Source organism: Microcoleus sp. B3-A4, assembly GCF_036705385.1.
Classification (GTDB): Bacteria; Cyanobacteriota; Cyanobacteriia; order Cyanobacteriales; family Microcoleaceae; genus Microcoleus.
The window spans coordinates 15,557-40,062 of the sequence record NZ_JAUBUI010000038.1; the positions used below are offsets into that span (position 1 = coordinate 15,557).

At 46.6% G+C, this 24,506-nt stretch carries 17 protein-coding genes; 12 read left to right on the forward strand and 5 right to left on the reverse strand.

All coding sequences use genetic code 11. The annotated features are described in order from the left end of the window. Positions 1–17 precede the first annotated feature (17 nt). The 4 genes from ygfZ to QUB33_RS16435 all read left to right on the forward strand — a co-directional run bounded on the left by ygfZ (position 18) and on the right by QUB33_RS16435 (position 3,955). Positions 18–1,067, forward strand: coding sequence for a CAF17-like 4Fe-4S cluster assembly/insertion protein YgfZ (gene ygfZ, locus QUB33_RS16420; RefSeq protein WP_333351638.1), 1,050 nt, complete (start codon positions 18–20; stop codon positions 1,065–1,067). Between the two features lie 173 nt (positions 1,068–1,240). Beyond that, entirely contained in the window at positions 1,241–1,618 is a 378-nt protein-coding gene (locus QUB33_RS16425) for a hypothetical protein (protein WP_333351639.1), read from the forward strand. 99 nt (positions 1,619–1,717) lie between these two features. After that, entirely contained in the window at positions 1,718–2,467 is a 750-nt protein-coding gene (locus QUB33_RS16430) for a DUF72 domain-containing protein (RefSeq protein ID WP_333351640.1), read from the forward strand. Positions 2,468–2,746: 279 nt separating this feature from the next. Next, complete coding sequence (locus QUB33_RS16435) at positions 2,747–3,955, forward strand: RNA-guided endonuclease TnpB family protein (protein ID WP_333351641.1); 1,209 nt, start codon at positions 2,747–2,749, stop codon at positions 3,953–3,955. Here the strand turns inward: QUB33_RS16435 and QUB33_RS16440 are convergent. After that, positions 3,932–4,186, reverse strand: a complete 255-nt coding sequence (locus QUB33_RS16440) for a hypothetical protein (protein WP_333351642.1) — start codon at positions 4,184–4,186, stop codon at positions 3,932–3,934. The two genes, QUB33_RS16435 and QUB33_RS16440, sit on opposite strands and share 24 nt — an antisense overlap. A 1,374-nt stretch (positions 4,187–5,560) precedes the next feature. On the opposite strand from QUB33_RS16440, the gene QUB33_RS16445 reads away from it, so the two are divergent. After that, positions 5,561–7,066, forward strand: coding sequence for a mannitol dehydrogenase family protein (locus QUB33_RS16445; RefSeq protein WP_333351643.1), 1,506 nt, complete (start codon positions 5,561–5,563; stop codon positions 7,064–7,066). Between the two features lie 7 nt (positions 7,067–7,073). Beyond that, positions 7,074–7,790, forward strand: coding sequence for an HAD family phosphatase (locus tag QUB33_RS16450; RefSeq protein ID WP_333351644.1), 717 nt, complete (start codon positions 7,074–7,076; stop codon positions 7,788–7,790). A 190-nt stretch (positions 7,791–7,980) separates the two neighbouring features. Here QUB33_RS16450 and QUB33_RS16455 read toward each other — a convergent pair whose 3' ends face one another. Beyond that, positions 7,981–8,388 (reverse strand): biopolymer transporter ExbD, encoded by a 408-nt coding sequence (locus QUB33_RS16455; protein WP_333351645.1) that lies wholly within the window; start codon positions 8,386–8,388, stop codon positions 7,981–7,983. Next, the gene (locus QUB33_RS16460; protein ID WP_333351646.1) at positions 8,366–9,034 is read right to left on the reverse strand and encodes a MotA/TolQ/ExbB proton channel family protein; all 669 of its coding nucleotides are present in this window, start codon (positions 9,032–9,034) and stop codon (positions 8,366–8,368) included. The genes QUB33_RS16455 and QUB33_RS16460 overlap by 23 nt, the downstream gene beginning before the upstream one ends. A gap of 311 nt (positions 9,035–9,345) precedes the next feature. Between QUB33_RS16460 and QUB33_RS16465 the strand changes: the two genes are divergently transcribed. Further along, positions 9,346–9,879 carry a hypothetical protein gene (locus QUB33_RS16465; RefSeq protein ID WP_333351647.1) on the forward strand — a complete coding sequence of 178 codons (534 nt, stop codon included), beginning with the start codon at positions 9,346–9,348 and terminating at the stop codon, positions 9,877–9,879. A gap of 27 nt (positions 9,880–9,906) precedes the next feature. On the opposite strand, the gene QUB33_RS16470 is transcribed toward QUB33_RS16465, so the two are convergent. Then, positions 9,907–11,196 (reverse strand): NAD(P)/FAD-dependent oxidoreductase, encoded by a 1,290-nt coding sequence (locus tag QUB33_RS16470; protein WP_333351648.1) that lies wholly within the window; start codon positions 11,194–11,196, stop codon positions 9,907–9,909. A 240-nt stretch (positions 11,197–11,436) separates the two neighbouring features. Between QUB33_RS16470 and QUB33_RS16475 the strand changes: the two genes are divergently transcribed. The 5 genes from QUB33_RS16475 (at position 11,437) to QUB33_RS16495 (ending at position 23,138) form a co-directional block, all read left to right on the forward strand. Beyond that, positions 11,437–12,609 (forward strand): RNA-guided endonuclease TnpB family protein, encoded by a 1,173-nt coding sequence (locus QUB33_RS16475; protein WP_333351668.1) that lies wholly within the window; start codon positions 11,437–11,439, stop codon positions 12,607–12,609. 61 nt (positions 12,610–12,670) lie between these two features. Continuing rightward, positions 12,671–14,167 carry a mannitol dehydrogenase family protein gene (locus tag QUB33_RS16480; protein WP_333351649.1) on the forward strand — a complete coding sequence of 499 codons (1,497 nt, stop codon included), beginning with the start codon at positions 12,671–12,673 and terminating at the stop codon, positions 14,165–14,167. Between the two features lie 259 nt (positions 14,168–14,426). Next, a complete protein-coding gene (locus tag QUB33_RS16485) occupies positions 14,427–19,973 on the forward strand; it encodes a PAS domain S-box protein (protein WP_333351650.1) in 5,547 nt (1,848 codons plus the stop codon). A gap of 20 nt (positions 19,974–19,993) precedes the next feature. Continuing rightward, positions 19,994–21,439 (forward strand): xylulokinase, encoded by a 1,446-nt coding sequence (gene xylB, locus QUB33_RS16490; protein ID WP_333351651.1) that lies wholly within the window; start codon positions 19,994–19,996, stop codon positions 21,437–21,439. A 118-nt stretch (positions 21,440–21,557) separates the two neighbouring features. Beyond that, positions 21,558–23,138 (forward strand): glycosyltransferase, encoded by a 1,581-nt coding sequence (locus QUB33_RS16495; RefSeq protein ID WP_333351652.1) that lies wholly within the window; start codon positions 21,558–21,560, stop codon positions 23,136–23,138. 453 nt (positions 23,139–23,591) lie between these two features. Here QUB33_RS16495 and QUB33_RS16500 read toward each other — a convergent pair whose 3' ends face one another. Next, a complete protein-coding gene (locus tag QUB33_RS16500; RefSeq protein ID WP_333351653.1) occupies positions 23,592–24,410 on the reverse strand; it encodes an FkbM family methyltransferase in 819 nt (272 codons plus the stop codon). Positions 24,411–24,506 lie beyond the last annotated feature (96 nt).

The window sequence follows — 24,506 nt, forward strand, 5'->3', positions numbered from 1 at the left end:
ACAGTCAACAAAATCTTATGATTCAAGAATTGCACGACATTCAAGCAGCGGCCGGTGCTACTTTTGCAGAGTTAACAACCAAAGAAATTGTGCCAGTCAGTTTTGGTAACGACGCAGAAGCGATCGCAGCAACTAAACAAGGTGTGGCTTTGTACGATCGCACTCACTGGGGACGCATTCAAATCTCAGACAGCGATCGCCTGCGGTTCTTGCACAATCAAAGTACCAATAACTTCAATATACTCAAACCAGGTCAAGGTTGCGACACCGTTTTCGTGACTTCCACCGCCCGGACGATCGACCTCGCCACCGCTTACGCTACAGAAGATGCCGTACTGCTGCTAGTCTCAGCCAACCGCTGCCGCCAACTACTGGAATTGCTCGATCGCTATATTTTCCCCATGGATCGCGTCGAGTTAACAGATTTAACCGATACAACTGTTGCTTTCAGTTTCCTCGGCCCCGAAAGCACTCAACTACTAGAAAAAATCGGAGTTACCGAACTAGAAAATCAACCTTACGCTACTCACAAATTGATAAATTTTGCAGGTATGGAAGTCCGAGTTGCGGTTGGTAGCGGTTTAGCAACTCCCGGATACACGTTAATTGCGCCAGCAAGCGATGCAGCCACCTTGTGGAAGGAATTAGTCCAAGCTGGGGCCGTACCGATGGGCGATCGAGTTTGGGAACAACTGCGAATCGAACAAGGACGCCCCGCACCCGATTTTGAACTCACAGATGATTACAACCCCTTAGAAGCCCGTCTTTTACACACCCTTACCTATGACAAAGGCTGCTACATCGGTCAAGAAACAATTGCCCGGTTGAACACCTACAAAGCAGTCAAACAGCAACTTTGGGGCGTGCAGTTAAGCGGTGCGGTTGAACCCGGAACAACCCTCACCATCGGAGAGGATAAAGTCGGCAAACTCACCAGTTTTACGGAAACTGAATCGGGCTTTTTTGGTCTTGCTTACATCCGCACAAAAGCGGGCGGCGAAGGACTGAAAGTGCAAGTCGGATCGGTGTCAGGGGAAGTAGTAAATGTACCTTTTTTGAGTTCCTAGTTGCGATCGATCGCCTGTTGGCGCTGCCGCGCCCAAAACTTTTTTGTTGAGGTTGATTTAGGTGAACGTTAACGCAATAAATTGACAGGAAGTCCTATCTTTAGATAGATTTGCAAACCAACAACAGCAATTATTGTATATTACAGTCGTCATAGAAAAAACAGAGTTTTTCAATGAAAAAGTTTACATCGCGCTTAGTCAAAACTTGCCTGCGAGTAGGAATAATCTTTGCTTTAGGAATAGCGCTGATTTTTAGCTCCGAATTGGAGTTTTCGGGCAACAAAATGCAAGCGCTCGCTACATCTTTAACCCCTGAAGCTAAGTCTTACGAAGTTGCCCGTCCCGCTCAGCAGCCAACAAGCGATACAGAGAAGGATGCCACGGGTGTACTTGACAATATCCGAGAAAAGCTGAATCTCGACCAACCCATTGCCCCCAGTACCAAAAAATTTATAGAATCAGTAAAAGATAACGTGGGCGAAGCAGTTACGCCGGGACAGGAAGCAGTAGAAAAAGCGGCAGAGCGAGGTAGCAGCGATCGAGCCAACTAATTCAATCGCATTCAGTTTTCAAATATCATATTCTTAGTCCGCCTGCGCGGACTTTGTTTGTTTAGTAGCGATTTCCAGATCCGAATCAAGGAAGGGATAATGAACCCGGATGCGATTGTTCACATCGGCACTTCAGGCTGGAGTTACGACCATTGGGAAGGTGTGCTTTATCCCCACCAGCTACCGCCTCGCTCTAGGCTCGATTGCTATATCCAGCACTATCAAACCGTCGAAGTTAATAGCACCTACTACCGCTGGCCGCCAAACACTACCTTTGCTAACTGGCGAGAGCGCCTCCCCCAAGGGTTTTTGATGACCGTAAAAACGCCCCGCGGTCTAACGCACTCCAAGCGTCTTTACTCACCAGAAAAGTGGTTGGAACGGATGAGCGAGGGACTTCAATTCCTGGGCGATCGACTGGGTATTCTGCTCGTCCAGCTTCCTCCCCAGTTCGGCTGCGATTTGGCCCGCCTAGCCTACTTTCTAGAACAGGTGCCCTCCTGGATCAAAGTAGCTGTGGAATTCCGACACCCAAGCTGGCACACAGAAGAGGTATTTTCGCTGCTGGAACGCGAAGGAGCGGCTTACTGCGTGATGAGCGGGGCCCTCCTCCCCTGTATCCTGCGCGCAACGGGCTCATTCGTCTATGTGCGCCTCCACGGCCCCGACCCCAACAATCTCTACGGCGGCTCCTACTCGGATGATGATTTGCATTGGTGGGCCGATCGCATCCACGAGTGGGAAAGCCAAGGGCGAAGCGTGTTCGTCTACTTCAACAACGACGGAGAGGGAAATGCCGTGAGGAACGCTTCAAAGCTAAAAACTTTTGTGGAGAAGGGTACTTCCTGACAAGCGAAAATTGAGAGCGTCCCCATTCTTTTGGGCGCATTCAACAACGCTCCGCACTTCCTTGAAGTTGAATTAGAAATCAGAGGTGGCGTTCGTCTAGGTTGTTGTTGGACGATCGCACTCACCCCCAACCCGCATATCCAACTCAACATCACCCAGCACAAGCCGATCGCCTGCAGCTCAACATTACCGAAAATTTTGGGTTTAAAGCCCCGTCCTTCTAGGACGGCTTTTTATTCTGGTTTATGTTAAGATAAAGACAGTAAATATCAAAAACAAATGAAAGCTAGATATCGCTACCGATGCTATCCGACACCCTCTCATAAATTGGCGTTAGCCAAGTTATTTGGGTGTGTCAGAGTAGTATGGAACGATAGTCTAGGTTTTTGCATTTCTGAATATATTGGAGGCAAAAATAAACCGAAAAATGCCGAACTTCAAAAGCAATTCATCACTCAAGCTAAGAAGTTAGAGGAACGGGAATGGTTATCAGAAGTTTCAGCAGTTCCCCTGCAACAATCCTTAAACGATTTAGAGCAAGCATACCAAAACTTCTTCAATTCCTGTAAAGGGAAACGTCAGGGACAAAAAGTTAAACCCCCTCGTTTTAAAAAACGGAAATCTAAACAATCCGCCCGATTCACTAAACTAGGATTTTCCATCAAAGGTGAGAAGGTTTATTTAGCGAAAGTTGGGAAGCTTAAGGTGGTTTGGACAAGAGAGTTGCCCTCAGAACCCAGTTCAGTCACAATCATCAAGGAAAGTTCTGACCGATATTTCCTCAGTTTTGTCGTGGAAGTTCAACCCGAAGTCTTGCCATCTTCTGATAGTTCAGTTGGTATCGATCTAGGAATTTCAACCTTTGCAACTCTGAGTAACGGACAAAAAATAAAAGCTCCCAAACCCCTAAAGGAAAGGATTAGGAAGCTAAAAAAGTTATCTAAATCTCTATCTCGGAAAACCAAAGGATCTAAACGACATGAATTTTATCGAAAGCGGTTAGCTAAACTAGCTGATACTCGCACAGATTTCCTGCACAAGTTATCAACTCAACTCATTCGTGAGAATCAAACGATTGTGTTAGAAGACTTAAATGTGTCAGGAATGGTTAGGAACCGCAAATTATCCCGTGCAATATCTGATTTAGGTTGGAGAACATTTAGAAATTTCCTAGAAGCAAAATCAGAAAAATATGGCAGAGATTTTCGAGTCATTGATAGATGGGAACCGACTTCTAAAACCTGCTCTTGTTGTGGGTTTAAAATCGGGAAGTTAGATCTCTCAATTCGAGAATGGATTTGCCTCAACTGTGGCACGTCTCATGATAGGGATATTAACGCCGCAACTAACATTTTAGTCGCCGGAGGACTTTCGGAGACTTTAAACGGGCGTGGAGGAAGCATAAGACTATCCCAGGATAGCAGCACCCAAAGAAGCGTCAACCCACCAGAATTTAAGCAATTGTCAATTTTTGATTGGCTTGAATAGATGGAATCCCCGTGCGTTCACGCCGGGGTGGATGTCAATGAGCACTCTTGCTTCCATTTCAAACAAACCCCGTAGGGTGCGCTTGACATTGAGAAACACGAAATACTCCGTCAGTTTCTCGATGCGATAATTAAACACTTTGTAGCGGTGTTTGAAGTACAGTTCCCCATTCCCTCGGTGTTCCCACAATCCCAGCAAGTTGATGGCCACCTCTGAGTAATGGACTCTCACATCCCGCTGCACTGCGGCTATCCCTTCCTCAATTAGTCGAGCCGTAATTCCAATTTTATAGAAGCTGTTGGCGTCAGCTTTTACCTCAAGAAACTATAGCGAGTTCACTCTTGATGGGCCTCAATTGTGCGCGGTAAATATTCAAGTCAGCCCGCCGTTCGTCCAAACAAGATAACCTTCCACGCGGGCAACATCTACGGAGCGATCTAACTTAACTAACAGGGAATTGAAAGCCCCTGCTTGCGATCGCTCGGTCAGGAATCAGGGAGTATTTGGATTCTAGATATCAATGCCCGTCGATTGTATGTGTTTTCGGAGCCAGGGGCAGAGTGTTATGCTAGCCCGCTTGTGTTGGCAGAGTCGGATTTAATCGCACCTTTGGCATTTCCAGATTGTCAGGTGTCTGTGGAGGATTTGCTCAAGAGGAGTGCAGATCCCAGTTGTGAGTGAGGAAACTTTAAAAATTTATGGACAGACTGAAACGGCCTTGCAATGCTGTATCAGCCAGCCGCTACAGACAGGACTTTTCAAGGCAAGCGTTGTTTTTTGGACGCTTGCTACACAAACGCCAAACTCTAACTTAACTGGTTGTAGCCAAGTATACACTTGATTGTGATTATAAGTCCCTCTAAAGAATTATTTGTATATTCTCCTGAAGACAGATGATAGCAGCGACCAACGCCAATAATATACAAGGTGTACAGAGCTATTAGGTAATCTAAGGGCATAATTTAAAAGCAGTCTAGCGCCTTTTAGGAAAGACATTCGACTTATCCACTTGTCCAAGCTAAACAAAGTGGCAGTATGTGGCGTAGTCTTGTGCCTTACTTCAGGTTAATGACAAATTGAGCTTTGATTCTTAATTAATTAAGTTTACCTGATTTCTTCTTTCTCTGTTCTACCTGTCAGACCCTAATTACCCTGTTGTTATAAGTACCTATAAAGAATTGTTTGTAGATTCTCCTGAAAAAGGAGGAGAGCAGCGACCAAGGGAAATAACATCAAAGTCTACAGAGTTATGGGGGAATCTAAAGCCAGAATAAAAAGCACTCTTTTTGCGCCTTATAAGACATACATTCGGCTTACGCACTTGCCCAAGTTGAACAAAGTTGCAGTAGGTGGCGCAGTCTTGTGCCTTACTTCAGGTTAATGACCAATTGAGCTTTGATTCTTAATTAGGTTTACCTGATTTTTTCTTTCTCTGCTCTATGTGTCACACCCTAACTACCATCTGGTAATACGCTTCTTTGTAGATGGCACAAAGGTTACCCGACATTTTCGCAGTTTAAGACATTTGTGTTGCTTGTAGGTCATTGGGTATACCCAGACTGACAAATTTTCCTTTTACCCGATCACACTTATTTAAGAAGTATCATGGTTAACTTACTCAGACCGCCCAGTGTTTCTTCAACTTCTCGCTTCAGTACTGTAACTGGTTTGTGGAGGCAACAGTCTCTTTACGACAGGAGGGCGCTTAAGACTGGTATCGTCCATTTCGGGCCAGGTCGTTTTTTTAGGGGTCACCTTGCCTACATAATACATAACTATCTTGCACAGAAGGGTTTCCAAGAGCAGAGATGGGGGATTTGTGGGGTTAGCCTCAAGAGTCAACAGACCATTACTAGGTTGAAACCCCAGAGATTCCTTTACACTTTGACCAAACACTCTAGTTGCGCTCAAAATCGTGAGGAAGCGGAAGTTATAGGTTCTATCAGGGAAATAGTTAATGGTAGAGAGAAGTGCGAGTATGTGCTTGAAAAGATGGCGTCTCCCTCTGTGCATCTGGTGACTCTTACTATTACTCAAGGAGGCTACCATCTAGACAAGAATTTTAATCTCGACACAGCGAATGAAGACATCGCGCACGATCTGCGAAATCCTTCCACTCCAACAACTGCAATTGGCTTTATAGTAGAGGCGCTACGCCGACGACGCGATCGCTCAATGACTCCGTTCACCACCCTTTCTTGCGACAACCTCCCAAGAAACGGGGAGATCCTGCGAAAAGCAGTGCTAGCTTACGCTGAAGAGATCGATCCCCAGCTTGCAGAATACATCAGGGATAACGCCACGTTCCCTAATTCGGTTGTAGACAGGATTGTGCCTCAAGAGCAAGAATCCGACTATAACTACCCCAACCGACTGTTGCAAGTTCGCGATCGCGCACCCATTGTAACGGAACCATTTTGGCAGTTTGTCGTGGAAGACAACTTCACAGGCGATCGACCCAAGTGGGAAGAGACGGGGGTGATTATGACTAGCGACATCACTCCCTTCCTCTATATGAAGTCGAGATTCTTGAATGCAGTACACTCCTTCATAGCCTGTTTAGCTGTAAGAGCAGGTATAGAGTATATGCACGAGGCGATCGCGGTACCGGAATTCCAGTTGTTTACTCGGCTTCTGATGGACGATATCGCAGCAGCAACACCAGTGCCTCGCGAGATGTGCGAACAATATATGGAGCAGGTATTACTAAGGCTCTGTAACGAGGCTCTTCCCGATACTACTGAGAGAATCTCTTCAGAAACCTGTAGGAAAGTAGGCAAGTATATATTTCCGATACTTCAGGATGCTTATAGCCGAAAGGTCAGCATGAAGCGGATTATACTTCCCGTTGCGGCGTGGCTTCTTGCAGTCAGAGAAGAGGCGTGCGAGTCGGGTCAACCCTATCAGGCCAAGGATACCCAAAGCGCAATTACAGCGATTCAAGAAGGCGCAGTGATTAGCGGGATTCTGGGATTGGAGAATTGCGAACAGACAGAGGTCGTAGATAATGAATGCCAACAAGCTTTGCGAGATCTCCAGACCCACGGACTATTGACTACGCTTAAAAATTACAGTGAGGGAGGTCTTTTAAATGAAAGCGCTTCAGCATGATTTGGTGGTGCTTTTCGATCATGACGGAACTGTCGTTGACAGTGAAACCATAGCACTTAAGAGCGCCTGGAGGCTGACAAATGAAGTGGCTCGTGAGTTCCCTGGCGCTCAACACTATGAACTTGAGGACTTTGTTAAAAGCTTCGCCGGGAAACCCTACAGGGAAATACTCAAAAAGATCTACCCCGACTCATTAACCAGTCTTAATGAGCGCGATATTGACAGGTTAGTGGCTGAAGAAGAAAAGAGAGCGATCGAACGGCTTACTGTAGAGGCAAAAGCGACGGTCGGAACGCCCCAAGTGCTGTCTTCCCTGCGCGACGACGGATTTGAATATGCACTTGTAAGTAACAGCAGCTTGCAGCGGCTGAGTGCTTGCCTTAGTGCTGCTGCCCTGACCGACTTTTTCCCAAGCGAGCAGGTATTTAGCGCTCACGACTCTCTCCCTGTTCCGCGTCCCAAACCGCTTCCTGACATCTACCTACATGCAGTCAAGTGTCTGGACGCAGAAGTTTCGGGTTGCGTGGCAATTGAAGATTCTGTCAGTGGGGTAAGGGCTGCGGTTGCCGCTGGAATTGGGCAGATTATCGGTTATGTAGGGGGAACTCATATAAGCGAGGATGAACGAAGCAGCCGTGCAGAGGGTCTTCAGTCGGCTGGTGCCCACCAAGTTATCGAGCGGATGGACGATCTAATCGGTCTATTATCAGCAACCCCAGTCTAAAGACACAGAGCATCCGGCGATCGCTTGATGCCCTTAATTAGGATGGTGAAAAATGGCGTTGCTGAATATCAAGCATTCTGGGCCATCGAACGCTTCACCTTATGAATCCAGCCTTGGCGAAGTTGGACGCCACGCTTCTATTTCGTACAAATGAAACGTGGTAGTTCACAGAGCTTTTTAGGCTCACAGGTCATTGGGGTCTGCGAGTCGCAATGCCTAGTTTAACTCCTTTAACCTGTCGCACCCGATCCATAACGGCTACAGCCAAGCCAAAATCAACGGTTTCGTCAGAGTTAATCACGGCAATCAGGTCTGGACGAGTAGCAGCTAAGGCGGTCAGTTGTGCGGGCAAAGCCTCTACCGTTGTCGGCTGACGATCGATACTGACTTGTCCTTTTGAATCAATCGTGATGGTGACTCGGTTCGTTGTCTGTGTCGGCTGGCTCGCAGTCGCTTTGGGCAAATTCACAGGCAGTCCTTCAGGGCTGCTTAAGAACAAGCTAGAGAGAATGAAAAATGTGAGCAGCGAGAACACCACATCAATCAGCGGCACAATATTAATTTGTGGAGGAATTTTAGGCTCTTTTGGTAGGTTCATACTCTTTTTGTGCAGTTCGATAATGACGACGATAGAGCAGTTCTAGCTGCCCTCCATATTCTTCAATTCGACCAACTTCGCGCTCATATAAGCCCCGGTAAATGCTGGAAAATGTCAGAGTGATAATGCCCACTAGCAATCCGGCAGAAGTGGCAATCAAGTCTTCGCTAATGCCTGCGGTCAAACCCGATTTATTTGTCGCTGCAAGGTTGCCAATATTAATTGAGGCAAATGTGGTCATTAGCCCAAATACTGTGCCTTGAAGACCGAGCAATGGTGCTAGCGCAACGATCGTGTCAAAAATATGATTGAACCGCTTCAGTAGCGGGATTTCGATTTTTCCCTCGGTTTCGAGCGCTAGAATAAATTCTTCAGGTGTCGCCTCTTCAAGCTGCAACGTGCTGAGGAAAATGCGGGCGATTGGTAAGTCAACATTCTGCTTGAGCTTATCGATCGCACTCACCATGTTATTGAGTTGATAGAACCGCAAAACATCATGAGCAACTTGCTTTTGTCGTCTGTAAATTCTGATCCAGAATATGGCGCGTTCGCTCGCCAGCGTTACCGATAGAATTGAACAAAGCAGCAGCGGCCACATGACAATACCGCCTGCCAAAAATTGTTCACGTATTGCTGAAAAATTCATCCACTTCTCCTAATTGACCCCTGGTAGTGCCAGCAATTTAGCTCAACAGCACTGATGATAATCTATATCAATAAAAAATCCAATACCTAAGGCAGATGAATTTGAGTCTTCCAAGGCTATAAGAGGAAATTGGGAGCCTCTTGAATCAACGCCAGCCGATCTTGACCGGGTGACAAGCAGGTTGAAAGCAAGGCTGCGTCAAGGTTTTGAGTTGAGTAACCAAGCGAAAGGATCTTCGCTGGCGTGACTCCAGAAAAGAGAGTGGCGATCGTAGAGAATCAGGTTCAAGGATCTGTCGGACGATCTTAGGAGTGAATAAACCTCTCAATAATCCGCTATCTTTTTTGAGGTTCAGGGGCTTCAATGCTTTTACCCTCAAAGTTCCAGAGGCATTGTCACCGCGTCAACAGCCGATCGCCAAACCAAGTGAGACTGGCACCTGCCCGCACATGGGCTGGGCGATCGCTCGTAGGATCTGCGCCCTTGCTGTAACGAAGCGGTACGCTCTTAAGCACTGTAGCGTGCAGCGTAGGCTCTGGCTGTACAGTCAACAGTCAACAGTCAACAATGATTCCGGTGCAACCGGAATCGATATAACAGATATGACAACCGCACGAGTCACGAATGATGTACCGATCGCCGTTGAGCAGGTTAGTAAGAGTTTTCCGTTGCCCGATGGCAAGGGCGAGTTTAAGGTTCTGGGCAACATTAACCTGAAGGTTCCTGCGGGTGAAGTGGTGGCATTCAAGTTATATCGAGCGGATGGACGATATTATCGGTCTATTATCAGCAACCCCAGTGTAAGGACACAGAGCATCACGCCTAGGCTTGATGCCCTTAGTTAGGATGGTGAAAAATGGCGTTGCTGAATATCAAGAATTCTGGGTCATCGAACGCTTCACCTTATGAATCCAACCTTGGCTCAGACTCAACACCTGCGAATAAGACAAGTCCGTATCTAACACCAAATCAAACACAGACGGCTTAACTAAACGGGGAAACAATCGATGAAATAGCCTTCCTATCGTCAACCGCAAGAAAAACTCAGCCAGCAACAACTTCGTGCGAGGAAACGAATAATTTGATAACTCTTGCAAGGCATGGGCATCCGGGACTCGCTGCTGTGAAAACTGCGGCAAAACCTTCCCCCAATCATCCCCATACTGCTCCAACAATTGTCCCAAAATCAGCACATCCTCTAATGAAGAATTACACCCCTGACCAATCGAGGGAGATACCGCATGAGCAGCATCGCCAATCAGCAAAACACTATCGGCCTCATGAAAGCGATCGCAGCGTACAGTTAGCACCCTCGCCACCGGACGCTTCAGCAACGCCTCCGCTTCTTCCAACGACATCAACTTACCAAACAGCGGGAAATTTTCCAGAAAAAATGCTTTGACTTCTTCTTTCGTTGATAATCCTTCTAGGGGATTAGTCTGTGCATCAAAAACAATCACGCCATTCAATTGGTCTCCTGGCTGGGGTACCATCAACATCCGGGTTTTATTATTCAAATTCCAGGTATGGATTTTATTCGGTTCTAACTCCACTCCCGCACTCGGAGTGAGCCGCCTTAAAAACACAGATTTATAGGCATCCGGAACATAGTTTTGCGAACACGGCAAGCTTGCATTCTCGACTAAATAGTCTCGAATTTGCGATCGCGCCCCATCGGCACCCACCAATAGATCGTAGTGAACGGTAAAGCTATCTCCTTCTGAAGGTTTCAACATCACGGTTTTAGCCGTACCATCCACAGCCGTACATTCACAGTTGAAATGTACTTGAAGCTGATTCGGACTAAAGGTTTCGGTTAATTGCTTCAACATAATCGTCACGAGGCGATTGCGATCTATTGTGAGAACCGGATTTTCGCGAGGAATCCGTCGGGATTTGCCCTTTTTCTGATAAATAATCGTCCCATGACAGAACACACTTTGAGCGGCGATCGCCTCCTCTAACCCAACAATTGCTCGAATTGCTTTTCTGCCCCGTTCCTGAAGCGAGAGCGGAAATGTGCGGTTTCCAGAAACATCAGTCAACCGAGGATCGGGACGGCGTTCATAGATATCAATATGGTAGTTGCCACGACGCAATAAATAATGCGCCAGTAGCAGTCCAGCCGGGCCCGCTCCAATAATCACAACGTTTTGAACCATAGGGGTTTACCGAACACTATGAGTTGATGTACCGAACTTTATTATGCTTCCCGGCAGAACCCGGATTTCTGAATCAAATTGGTTCAGGGCAATCAGAGTTTCAACAAAGAAGTCGGGGATCTGGGTTGTCTTTTCATCAAAAAAAATGGGTGGAAACCCCGTCCTTATAGGACGGCTTTACAAAAAGACACAAGACAAGAAAGATCAACCATATCACAGAAGACGTGTTAGAGTGTGATGATGGAAAAAGCCTACCGCTATCGCTTCTATCCCACCGCCGAGCAAGAAAATCTCTTGCGACGGACAATGGGTTGTGCGCGGCTAGTGTACAACAAGGCTTTAGCTTTTCGTACAGAATCTTGGTACGAGCGTCAAGAGAGAGTTGGCTACAGAGAAACTTCCTCAATGCTGACGAATTGGAAGAAAGAGGAGGAGCTTGATTTCCTGAACGAAGTTAGTTGCGTACCTCTTCAGCAGGGGCTCAGACACCTTCAAACAGCTTTTACCAATTTCTTTGGGGGACGAGCTAAATATCCTAATTTCAAGAAAAAGCACAACGGCGGTAGCGCTGAATTTACCAAGTCCGCTTTCCGTTGGAAAAACGGACAGGTATTTCTGGCTAAGTGTAATGAGCCGCTACCTATTCGCTGGAGCAAACAAATTCCCGTAGGCTGTATCCCGTCTACTATTACGGTAAAATTAACACCCGCTGGGCGCTGGTATGTCTCCATAGTTGTAGACGACTACACGATTAAACCGCTTCCAAAAATAGATAAAACTATAGGTTTGGATGTGGGAATCAGCAGTCTGATTGCCACTAGCGACGGCAACAAGATTGTCAATCCCAAGCATTTCAAGAAGCTTCGCAAGAAGTTAAAAAGGAAGCAAAAAGCTTTAGCTCGTAAACAGAAAGGAAGCAATAATCGAGGAAAAGCGCGGGTGCAAGTGGCTAAAGTCCACGCACAGATAGCTGATGTGCGTAAAGATTTCCTGCACAAGCTAACGACTCAACTGGTTCGTGAAAACCAAACGATTGTAGTTGAGGATTTGGCTATTAATAATATGGTGAAGAACCATAAATTAGCTCTTGCTATCAGCGACGCTAGTTGGGGTGAGTTAATTCGCCAACTAAGTTACAAGTGTGAGTGGTACGGGCGAGAGCTTATAAAAATAGACCGCTGGTTTCCTAGTTCTAAACGTTGTGGAAACTGCGGTCAAATTGTAGATAAATTGCCGTTGAATATTCGGGAATGGAAATGTCCTAAGTGCGGGACAAAGCATGACCGCGATATCAATGCAGCAAAAAATATTTTGGCGGCTGGGCTAGCCGTGTCAGTCTGTGGAGCAACCATAAGACCCCAAGAGAGTAAATCTCCGAAGGCAGGTGCTACGAAGCAGAAACCTAATCGGTGACGATTGGGAATCCCCGTACTTTTAAGTCGGGGTGGATGTCAACACAAGGCCATAGATTAAGATGAACAGCAATACCAACACAGGCTCAACAATGAAGCTGAATCAAGCATCCCTGTCTCTTTTACCTGGAAACGTGCGCGTACCGAATTACGATCGCCATCAAATTACTAATGGCATTGTGCATATTGGGGTTGGTGGATTTCATCGCTCGCACCAAGCGCTTTATCTCGATGATTATTTGCATCAGAATCCTGGTAGTGACTGGGGAATCTGTGGTGTTGGATTGCTTGACAATGACTATGACAGGCGAATGCGGGATGCGCTTCTGTCCCAAGATTGTTTGTATACCTTAGTTGAGCGATCTCTAGAAGGAGATCGCGCTCGGATCATTGGTTCAATCACTCGATACCTGTTTGCGCCAGACAATCGTCAAGCAGTTATTGAAACATTAGCAGATCCCAAATGCCGAATCGTTACTCTAACGATCACTGAAAGCGGCTACTACTACATTGAAGGAAGTGGCAATTTCGATGTAAACCACCCGACGATGCAGCACGATTTGCAACATCCTGACCAACCAATTGGGACCTACGGTTTTTTGACAGCCGCACTCGATAAGCGGCGTAAACAGGGGTTGGCACCGTTTACAGTGTTGTCCTGCGACAATATCCAGGGCAACGGCAACATGGTGCGGAAAATGCTAACAACATTTGCCGAAATGGGCGATCGGGAGTTAGGACGTTGGATTGCTGAACACGTTGCGTTTCCAAACTGCATGGTCGATCGCATTACTCCGCTGACAACCCCAGCAGATATCCAAATGGTGGCCCAACAGTTTGGTATTGATGATGCGTTTCCATGCGTCGCGGAGCCTTTCACCCAGTGGGTAATCGAAGATACCTTTTGTGCAGGCAGACCCGATTGGGAATCCCTTGGCGTACAGATGACTAAGGATGTTCATCCCTATGAAATGATGAAAATTCGCCTGCTCAATGCCAGCCATATGCTGATTGGCTATCTCGGCTCTCTGGCAGGTTATAACTACGTTTATGAAGTCATGGCCGATCCCTTATTTGTGCAAGCAGTCGCTAACCTGATGGATGAGGTGACACCAACACTCCAACCCGTTCCTGGGATTGATTTAGACGATTATAAAAAAACTTTAATAGAACGGTTTTCCAATCCCAAAATTCGCGATCAGCTTCCGCGCCTGTGCCTGAATGGATCGGCCAAAATTCCTAAGTTTGTTTTGGGATCGATCCGCGATAAATTACAACTTGAAGGTGCGATCGATTACCTAAGTTTGACGATTGCTGCTTGGTGTCGATACATCAATAGTCATGATAAACAAGGGCAACCTATTCCCATTGATGACCCATTAGCAGACATCCTCACTCAACGCGCCAGTTTGAGTGAATTAGATCCCAGACCATTACTCAGCCTCACTGAAATTTTTGGAGATTTAGTAGAGTCGCCACGTTTCGTCGAGGCTGTTGGTGACCAGTTGCGTAGTTTGCATGAGTTCGGTGCTAAAGGAACGCTAGCCCGATTCTCGTAGGCACCATCCGCATCGCTGAGGAAACTTATTTGACACTGCCACGGCTGCACTACGTTAAAGCCGTGGGGTTCTCCCGTCTAGCCCAGCTCTATGTCTACGAGTGCAAAGGGAAATTCAGCAGCCTGTACACCGCAATATTTATTGAGGTCATTCTTTCCTATCTTCCCTCTCGCCAAAGCATCTATCTTAAGGCGGATTCTTCTCAGCGAGTAACTCAGGTTCAATGGAGAAGACCGTGTATGTATACGGATGAATTTTCATGAAGCGCGACGCCACAGGCAAGTTTCTTAGCAATTGGAACTCGGAGATGAAACAACGAGTGAGCGTATCTCTGACTAATACAGCATGGCGATCGCTTGATAAAGAGGCTCACAGGCGAGGAATTTCTCGCTCTGAAGTCATTGAACGCTTTGCTCGCACTCTTGAAGGCGAACAGTTGTTCCCTGCCCAAGAAACTGAGGGCAAGGTAGCAACGATTCTTGAAAGCATTACGGATGCTTTTGTCGCCTTCGATCGCGACTGGCGCTACACCTACGTGAATCGGGCGGCGGCTAAAATCCTGCACAAAACGCCAGAAGAGTTAGTGGGAAAGCACGTTTGGAACGAGGTTTTTCCTGAGTTGGTCGGTGGAATTGCCTATCGGGAACTACATCGGGCAGCGATCGAACAGGTTCCTGTTTCCTGGGAAGAATTTGGGGAGCCGGTTCAGCGTTGGTTAGAGGCGAATGCCTATCCCTCTGCGGAGGGTGTAGCGGTTTATTTTCGAGATGTGAGCGATCGCAAGCAAGCGGAGGCAGAACGAGAACGGTTGTTGCACGAGCTGGAAATTGAACGCGCCCAATTTGAAGCCGTTTTGCGACAAATGCCTGCTGGAGTCATGATTGCCGATGCGGCATCCGGTAAATTAGTTCTGGCGAACGAACAAACCAAGCAAATTGTTGGGTATGGCTACGAACAGTTGCTTGCTGTTGAGGACTATGCACCCCTTATTCCAAATGAAATCTTTCACTTAGATGGTCACCTCTATGCCCCTCAGGAGTATCCATTGGTGCGATCGCTAAAAACAGGTGAAGTCGTTACCAACGAAGAGATAGAAATTCATCGAAATGATGGTAGCCGCATTTTCATTAACGTCAACTCAGCACCGATTTTAGATAACCAGGGGCAGATTGTTGCAGCCGTTGTTGTCTTCCAAGACGTGAGCGAACGCCAACGTATAGAGCAAGCCTTACGCGAGAGTGAATCACGCCTACGAGGATTATTGGAGGCAAATCTCATTGGCATTATTATTGGCGACTTTCAAGGCAATATTCTGGAAGTCAACGATGCTTGGTTAGCAACTTTAGGCTACACGCGAGAAGAAGTTTTATCGGGAGAGGTAAACTTCCTGGAGATTACTCCACTAGAGTTTCGGCACTTAGACGAGCAAGCAAAGGCACAGATGAAACAAGTTGGTCGCCATGCCCCGTTTGAGAAAGAATACATTCGTAAAGATGGTCGCCGAGTTCCTGTTTTAATTGGGACTGCCTATTTAGGAGGAGCCAAGAATTTAGGTGTAGGCTTCTTAATCGACTTAACAGAGCGCAAGCGCTTGGAATTAGAACTGCAGCAGCGAGAGGAACAGTTCAAAATGGTGGCTGAAAATGCCCCGGATATTATTACTCGAATCGATTCAGAATTTCGTCACCTTTATGTCAGTCCTTCTGTAGAAAAAGCAACCGGCATTCCAGCCGATCGCTTTATTGGCAAGACTAATGCTGAGCTAGGAATGCCAGAAGACAACTATCGCGTTTGGCAGGAGAGTTTGCAGCAAGTGTTTGAAACCGGCTCCGAACAGGCGATTGAATTTAATTTTCCGACTTCTTATGGTATTCGATGGTATCAGTCGCATATTGTCCCTGAATTTGCTCCTGATGGCTCCGTAGAAACGGTACTGGGGATTACTCGTGATGTGACCGATTACAAACAAGTTGAACAGGCATTACGAGAGAGCGAAGAACGCTTGCGATTGTCACTGACAGCGGCTCAGATGTTTGTCTGGGATATGGATTTGCAGAGCAATCGAGTGGTGTGTTCTGCTAATGCTCTAGACGTTTGGGGTCTTTATGAAGGGACGGGAGAAGAGTTTGTTGCGCTCATTCATCCAGACGATCGACAACAGGTGCTCCAAGCGACGGTAGGGGCATTGGCTGGAGAACAGCCCTACGCACCGGAGTATCGGGTAATTTGTCCAGACGGCGTTGTGCGCTGGCTCAACAGTCAGGGGCAAGTCTATCGGGATGAGACGGGGCAAGGAGTTCGCATGATAGGCGTTTCGGTTGATATTACAGAACGCAAACTGATCGAAGCAGAACGCGATCGCCTTTTAAAACGAGAACAAACTGCCCGACTCGAAGCCGAAACCGAACGCAAGCGGTTGCATGACATCCTGATGCAATTGCCTGCCATGATTGCCATTGTTAAAGGTGCCGATCTTGTGTATGAATTTGCCAATCCCAGCTACCTGCAAGGGACTGGACGCACTCCAGGCATTATTGGGAAATCAATACGGGATGTTTTCCCGGAGATAGAGGGGCAAATTTACTTTGAAGCATTGGAACAGGTTTACCGGACAGGAGAAACATTTATTCGGGAGGAGTCACCTACTTACTGGGATCGGAACGGCGATGGGGTGTTGGAAGAAGCATTTTTCCACTGCATCTTTGCTGCTTGCCGGGATGCTGAGGGAACCATTCAGGGTGTGTTGATTTATAACATTGAAGTGACAGCCCAGGTGCGGGCAAGGCAACAGATTGAGGAATTACTGGCAGAACTTCAGCACAAGGAAAGACAGCAACAATTTCTGATCGAATTGAATGAGGCGATTCGTGCCATTCAAGACCCCAAGGAAATTATGTGGCAAGTGGTTTGTTCCACAGGACAACACTTCCAAGTCACTCGCTGTACCTACGGTGAAATTGATCCAACTCAGGAATACGTCATTGTCGATCGCGACTATTGCAATGGTGTCATCAGCATCGTCGGTAGCCATCACATGGATTCGTTTGGCCCTGAACTCATTGCTGAATTAAAGCAGGGCAAAACTATTGTCGTAGATGATGTCGATCGCGATCCTCGGACTGCCGGAGCGGGGACTGCTACCTTTGACGCAATTCAAACCAAATCTCTCCTGTGTGTTCCCTTAGTGAAAGAAGGGCGATTTGTTGCATTGTTGGTGTTGCACCATGCCTCTGTTCGCCACTGGACGGAGGAAGAGGTGGTGCTGATGGAGCGAATTGCTCAAAAAACCTGGCTAGCCGTGGAGCGATCGCGGGCAGAAGAGCAATTGCGCGAAAGTGAAGCTCACCTGCAACTGGCAGTGAAAATCGGACGCATGGGAACGTGGGACTGGGATATGCAGACCAATGCCTTGCACTGGTCAGAAGGTCACTTCACGATACTAGGGCTAAAACCGAATGAGTGCGAACCGGCCTATAAGGTTTGGGCAAGTCGGGTTCATCCTGATGACCTAGCAGAAGCTGAGGCAAAACTTCAACAAGGCATAGCTGACAAGAAGGAGTATCACCATGAATATCGCCTGCGTTGGCCAGATGGCTCCATTCACTGGGTCGAAGCGAGAGGACAGTTTACTTATGATGCACTGGAACATCCCAAGCACTCGATCGGAGTTGTCATTGATATCACCCAGCGCAAGCAAGCGGAACAGGAACGAGAACAACTACTAGATCGCGAACGCATTGCCCGTTCAGAGGCAGAAGCGGCACAGCACCAATTGGCAACTATTTTTAATACATCTCCGATTGGACTTGCCCTGTTAGATGCACAGCAGCGATTTATTGCCATCAACGAAGCCTTAGCAGAAATTAATGGATTAACCCGCGAGCAACACTTAGGACATTCCATTTCAGAACTTTTTGGTCAATCCGATCCAAAATTAGTTGAAGTCTTTCATCACATCTATACCACAGGAAATCCCTTTATTTCACCAAACTTTGCGGTGAATGTTCCCGGACGCAGCGATCGCCGTCCCGGTTACTACAACGTTTACTATCTTCCGACTGTTAACTCAAATGCTCAGGTCGAAGGGGTTTTAGTTTATGTAGTCGATGTGACGGAGCGCGTCAGGTTAGAGCTTGCCCAACGCTTTCTCTCTGAGGCGAGTGCTGTGCTGGCATCCTCACTCGATTATCAAACGACTCTAGAGCGAGTCGCGCAGCTTACAGTGCCGAAATTAGCGGACTGGTGTACGGTTCACATGATAGAAGAGGATGGTGCGATCGAGCAGATTGCGGTTGCTCACATCAACCCTGCCAAACTGGAATGGGCATATCAGATGAGAGACAAATATCCGCTGAACCCCGATGACCCTCGCGGTGCTGCATTGACCTTGCGAACTGGGGAATCTGATTTGGTGCCGGAGATTCCCGATGAACTGTTAGTACAGGCAGCCCGTGACCCAGAGCATTTAGAGATTCTGCGGCAGGTTGGATTCAAATCGGTAATGACGGTGCCACTACGAACTCAGGCACGAATTCTAGGGGTCATTTCCTTTATCTCCGCCGAATCAAAACGACACTACACCCCGACAGATTTGGAACAGGCAGAGGAATTGGCTCGTCGTGCTTCTTTGGCGATCGACAATGCTCAGTTGTACCGGGCGGCTCAACGCGATCGCACAAAAGCAGAAGCCGCTAACCGAATTAAAGACGAATTTTTAGCCGTATTGTCCCACGAGTTGCGATCGCCCCTCAATCCGATTCTGGGCTGGACAAAATTGCTACGAGGTGGGCGACTCGATGCCACAAAAACCCAGCAAGCCCTGGAAACGATCGAACGCAACGCCAAGCTGCAAGCGCAATTAATTGAGGACTTGTTGGATGTTTCCCGCATTCTGCAAGGAAAAATGACGTTAAACGTCGCTCCTGTGAATCTAGCGGCAATGATTGAGGCTGCCCTAGAAACGGTACGATTGGCAGCCGAAGCCAAACACATTCAAATCCAGACCACATTTAATCCTATTTCAGGAACGGTTTCAGGCGATAGCAATCGCCTCCAACAAGTAGTCTGGAACCTCCTCTCCAACGCTGTCAAGTTCACCCCAACCGGAGGACGCATCGACGTGCAACTAGAACAGGTTGGTATGTACGCTCAGATTCAAGTCAAAGATACTGGAAAAGGCATCAAACGAGACTTCTTACCCCATGTGTTTGACTATTTCCGTCAAGAAGATGGTACAATAACCCGACAATTCGGCGGATTGGGATTAGGGCTGGCGATCGTCCGTCATTTTACCGAACTGCATGGAGGAACCGTTCAAGCAGACAGCTTAGGACAGAACTTAGGGGCTACATTTACCATCCGGCTACCGTTAAACATCGTAGAGCCGGAACCCTCTTCTGATGACAGACATTCAGAAAGTGCGGCAGACTTAGCAGGTGTTCGGGTCTTGGTTGTGGACGACGATGCAGATATGCGGGAGTTGGCAGCATTCACCCTGATGCAATCCGGCGCACAAGTTGCCACAGCCGCTTCGGGGGTACAGGCGTTGGCCCTCCTGAATCAATCTGTCCCCGATCTGCTCTTATGTGACATAGGGATGCCAGAGATGGATGGTTATGCCTTGATTCGACAAATTAGAAAGTGGTCGCCCCAACAGGGAGGCACGATTCCTGCGATCGCACTTACTGCCTATGCTGGAGAGATCAATCAGCAGCAAGCCTTAGCTGCGGGATTTCAGATGCATATCTCCAAGCCTGTTGAACCTGAAGAATTGGTAAAAGCGATCGCCCGTTTGCTGAGACACTGAAGGATTTGAGGATTAGCCTAATGCTGCTTGGTATAGATTTAGGAACAGGCTCTGCTAAGGCATTGCTCCTAGCGACAGACGGAACCACTATAGGTGAAGCATCAAGCTCTTATCCCGTTCATTCACCCCACCCTGGATGGGCTGAGTCGGAACCAGAAGATTGGTGGTTAGCTGTTGCCTCGGCTGTTAGGAAGGCAGTGGGAGATCGCGCTGATGGGGTAGAGGCGATCGCACTTTCAGGACAAATGCACGGCGTTGTTCTAGCTTCGGAGTCGGGTCAGCCCCTGCGTCCTGCTATCCTCTGGGCAGATACTCGCTCTAGTGCCACGCTTAACACTTATCATTCGCTCGATGCAGCTATTCTAGAGCGCTTGGGCAACCCGGTTACGGCTGGAATGGCGGGCCCGACTTTGTTGTGGCTACGAGAACACGAGGCTACTGTCTACACCGAAGCGCGTTGGGCACTCCAGCCAAAAGATTGGCTGCGGTTACGGATGACTGGAGAAGTCGCAACAGAACCATCTGATGCTAGCGGTACTTTGCTTTACGATGTTGTGTCGGACAACTGGGCTGGAGAAGCAATTGGGGCGCTGAATCTACGTGGTGATTGGTTACCAAAAATTATCCCCTCTAGTGTGATCGCAGGCTACCTAACAACTATTGCTTCAGAGCATCTCGGCTTACCTGTTGGCTTACCGGTTATCGCTGGTGCTGCGGATACCGCAGCGGCGGCACTTGGTAACGGACTACTAGAGCCTGGATTGGTTCAACTAACGATCGGCACAGGTGCTCAAATCATTACACCTCGATCGCAACCAATTATCGATCGTCATGGTCGTACCCATCTCTATCGAACCGCCCTACCTAACCAGTGGTACGCCCTTGCAGCAATGCAAAATGCTGGGTTAGCGCTTGAATGGGTGCGAGGTATCCTCGGTTTGAGCTGGCAGGAAGTCTATACTAAAGCGTTTTCTGTTACCCCAGGATGTGAAGGGTTGACATTTTTGCCCTACCTCACGGGTGAGCGAACTCCACACCTTGACCCCTATGTACGCGGGGCATGGGTGGGGCTGGGACTTCATCACACACAGGCGCACCTGATGCGGGCAGCTTTAGAGGGAGTTGCTTTTGCGTTGCGACAAGGTTTTGAGGCACTTGAAGCAACAGGTTTTAAGGCGACAGAACTGCGTTTAGCAGGCGGTGGAACTGCAGAAATGCCTTGGAAACAATTACTGACCGATGTATTGAGAATACCCCTCTATGCAACTACAGTTGCTGCGGCTTCCGCGCGTGGTGCTGCTCTACTGGCGGGTATCGGAATTGGCGTATACGCCGATGCTAATGACACTATCAAACTGGCAGCCACACCAATGCTTGCTGCCACTCCCCAATCAGTTGATCCAATCCTAGAAGAGGCTTGGTTTCGATATCAATCCCTTTATCCACGACTTAAAAAAATGTCATAGGAGTTATGCCTAAAGGAGGAGGTACTAGAACCTATCCACAAATTACTCTTAAGCTAAGACTGTTTAAAATCAGTCAAATAAAATACCTAAGTTTACTACAAGAAGAGGGAGATATTACATGAATATATTAGCTGGAATTAAGCTACCAAAATCAGCCGAAACCTTGGATGTATATATACGGTGTAATGAATCTGCCTCTATAAACTACCAGGAAGATGACAAAAAAGTTGTTTTATCTCGGGGTGGTGTTGTCTCCTCAAATTCTTACTTTAATTCGTTTTATGAGAGATTTTATACTCAATATACAACTCTTAGCTCTATCTACTATGTGCTGAAACTTGAAGGCGATTTTAAAGTTTCTGTTTACCGAGAATTTGATGGACAAAAAAACAAAGAAATAATTTCTGAAGAGAGCTTTGAGAAATGTCAATTCTCTGACCCTGTAAAAATCTCACCAATAAATCTCCTTCAAGGTAAAAAAGCGGGCAGAATATATTTTGAAATAACTTGTTCTAGTGAACAGGGTGCATTTAAAGGGGCATGGATAGCAACCGATCAAAGTAAAACTAGAGAAGCATCCTTGGGGATTGTAATTTGTACCTTTAAAAAAGAGGACTTCATACAAAATACATTAAGTGCAATTTTTCAAGATGAATTACTAGAAACCAAGGACTTTAAAGTATTCGTGGTTGATAATGGTAGAACTTTAGATGAAGCTGATTTCGGAAAGCAAAAACTGAGGCTAGTTCCTAATATAAATGCTGGTGGAAGCGGGGGCTTTACCAGAGGGTTGGTCGAAGCTTTAGAGGAAGAAAAATATTCTCACTTTTTGCTTATGGATGACGATATAGAGTTAGAAAGTGAATGTATTTATAAATTATTTCCTTTGTATGAATACGCCAATTCTGATTTTGCTGTAGCGGGTGGACTGCTAAATTTACAAAAAAAGTATATGTTGTATGAAGCAGGAGCATCGTACAACGCCTATTCTAAAACTAGAGGATTTGGGCCTGGGGCATTAATTGCTTTAAATTATAATATCGATTTACGAGATTCTAATTCTCTCAACAGGTTGCTCAAGGAAGAAGATGTAGATTATGGCGGATTTTGGTTTTTCTCTTTTTCTAAGGAACTTGTTGAACAAACTAAACTACCGCTGCCTTTATTTATCAAAATAGATGATGTAGAGTTTGGCTTAAGAATAAAAGAGTTGGGCAATAACATTGTAGCTTTTCCATCAATGGCGGTGTGGCATCAACCAGCGGCAGCCAAAAATGTAAATTGGGAAAATTATTATTATATCCGCAATGATTTAATAGCTTATTCCATCCATTATTCTCCAGAATATATGGCTGCGGTTGAGCATTTGACAAAAGTAATACTTCAGGCTTTAGCAAAATTTGATTACAATCATGTAGAGATGGTTGTAAAAGCTTTTGAAGACTATCTAAAAGGCCCCGATTTTATCAAAAACACTGACCCAGAAAGCTTTCACATGAGCATTGTAAAGCTTAGTAAAAGCTATAACAACCAAGATGAGGTAGATAAAGTAGCTGGTACTAACCTTTTGACTAGGTGGTTTAAAGTTGCTGCTGAAGGTAGTAATGAATGGTCATCCGTAAGGGAAAAATGGAAAAGTGCTGCCCAGGAGATAACATCTACTATATTTTGGCAGCAATACCTTGGGCTAAAGAAATAGAATTGACCGCCTCCACTGGTTGAGGGTTGACAGCTTAGGCCGCCAGCAACTCAACGATTCACAACAAAAGCGCCTTGGGATTAATTGTGGTAGTTGACACTCCCCCGTCACAACGTAGCTTGACGGGGGATTCTTCCTGGACAGCTTGATGCCAAGTAAAAGCAGTGCCTTTATATCAAATCCGTTAGCATCGGAATAGTAAATTCGAGTTCACTGTTGACGGTTGACTGTTCACGGCGTCAACAGTCCACAGTCAGCAGTCAACAGTCAACCGTCAATAGTCAACATCATTCCGGCGTAACCGGAAATGATATGAAAGCCAATTTACAGCAGATTGCAAGCTTATAGACGGCAATAGCAGCATTTAGAAAACCAGTTTTTTAGATGTTGAGCATTAATTAACTCAAGTACGAAGTGCGACCCGAATTTAGTATCCGATGGAAGCAACTTGAGTTAAATGATGACATAATCTTCGCCCACAACAGATTGAGTGACCTGTGGTGTCGGCTCTACTGGGCCGCTGTAATGAGTGTCAATGTATTGGATTAAACTTTCCCGATAAGCTTTGAGATGCGAGTTAAGTGCTTCGATATCCTGCTCTCCTGTCGCGTAACCCCTCTCTCTTCGGAAGTGACCGGATTCCTTCACAAAAGCCATGTCAACTTGCCACAAAGCTTTATCAATCGGGCGATATGACAAATCAACAATATCGTAAGCTGCGAAGCCTTGGGACTTCATAAAACTCATTACATCATACATCTGACCGAACAAAGTAACTTCTACAATTACATATTCAGTCTGCTGCAAAATCTCAGTTGCTCCTGCTAAAACATCTAATTCCTGTCCGTCTACATCAACTTTAATTAAATACGGGCCTGCCAAATTTCTTTCCCTGCATATTCCATCCAGGGTAATTGCTGGTATGTTTCTCACATAAGGATCGCTGCTGTCAGTAGCGCGGTTTTCAGAAATTGAAGAATGCACCATACCGGGACTGACGTTGAGGGTGAAAACTCCCGATTCTTTGGTCGCTGCTGCAATAATGTATTCTGCACTTTTGAGCTTGCGGCAAATTTTGGCGAGATAAGGTTCATTTTCGGCGATCGGCTCAATTAGCAAATGTCGCGAATCGGGGAAAGTTTCGTAAAGGTTAAAAGTTCCCAATGCCGCGCCGACATCAATCACAGTTTTGGGTTGAAAACCTAACTGTTTAGCCAGCAGCAAGCTGCCTGACATCGAGTTCCTGAGAATTCCTGTTTGTTGTTGGCTCACAATTTTTTCCTGATTTCAATGTGGATAAAGTTAATATTATGTCTTGCAGCAGAGTTATGGTATGTCCGAATAAAGAAACGAAGCAATCGCAAACCT

What these genes read in the sequence shown, in the direction of transcription:
- QUB33_RS16495 (WP_333351652.1), top strand. Translation starts at nt 21,558, where the DNA reads ATGAATATATTAGCTGGAATTAAGCTACCAAAATCAGCCGAAACCTTG.
- ygfZ (WP_333351638.1), top strand. Translation starts at nt 18, where the DNA reads ATGATTCAAGAATTGCACGACATTCAAGCAGCGGCCGGTGCTACTTTT.
- QUB33_RS16455 (WP_333351645.1), bottom strand. Translation starts at nt 8,388, where the DNA reads ATGAACCTACCAAAAGAGCCTAAAATTCCTCCACAAATTAATATTGTG.
- QUB33_RS16430 (WP_333351640.1), top strand. Translation starts at nt 1,718, where the DNA reads ATGAACCCGGATGCGATTGTTCACATCGGCACTTCAGGCTGGAGTTAC.
- QUB33_RS16480 (WP_333351649.1), top strand. Translation starts at nt 12,671, where the DNA reads ATGAACAGCAATACCAACACAGGCTCAACAATGAAGCTGAATCAAGCA.
- QUB33_RS16435 (WP_333351641.1), top strand. Translation starts at nt 2,747, where the DNA reads ATGAAAGCTAGATATCGCTACCGATGCTATCCGACACCCTCTCATAAA.
- QUB33_RS16475 (WP_333351668.1), top strand. Translation starts at nt 11,437, where the DNA reads ATGGAAAAAGCCTACCGCTATCGCTTCTATCCCACCGCCGAGCAAGAA.
- QUB33_RS16485 (WP_333351650.1), top strand. Translation starts at nt 14,427, where the DNA reads ATGAAGCGCGACGCCACAGGCAAGTTTCTTAGCAATTGGAACTCGGAG.
- QUB33_RS16460 (WP_333351646.1), bottom strand. Translation starts at nt 9,034, where the DNA reads ATGAATTTTTCAGCAATACGTGAACAATTTTTGGCAGGCGGTATTGTC.
- xylB (WP_333351651.1), top strand. Translation starts at nt 19,994, where the DNA reads ATGCTGCTTGGTATAGATTTAGGAACAGGCTCTGCTAAGGCATTGCTC.
- QUB33_RS16445 (WP_333351643.1), top strand. Translation starts at nt 5,561, where the DNA reads ATGGTTAACTTACTCAGACCGCCCAGTGTTTCTTCAACTTCTCGCTTC.
- QUB33_RS16470 (WP_333351648.1), bottom strand. Translation starts at nt 11,196, where the DNA reads ATGGTTCAAAACGTTGTGATTATTGGAGCGGGCCCGGCTGGACTGCTA.
- QUB33_RS16425 (WP_333351639.1), top strand. Translation starts at nt 1,241, where the DNA reads ATGAAAAAGTTTACATCGCGCTTAGTCAAAACTTGCCTGCGAGTAGGA.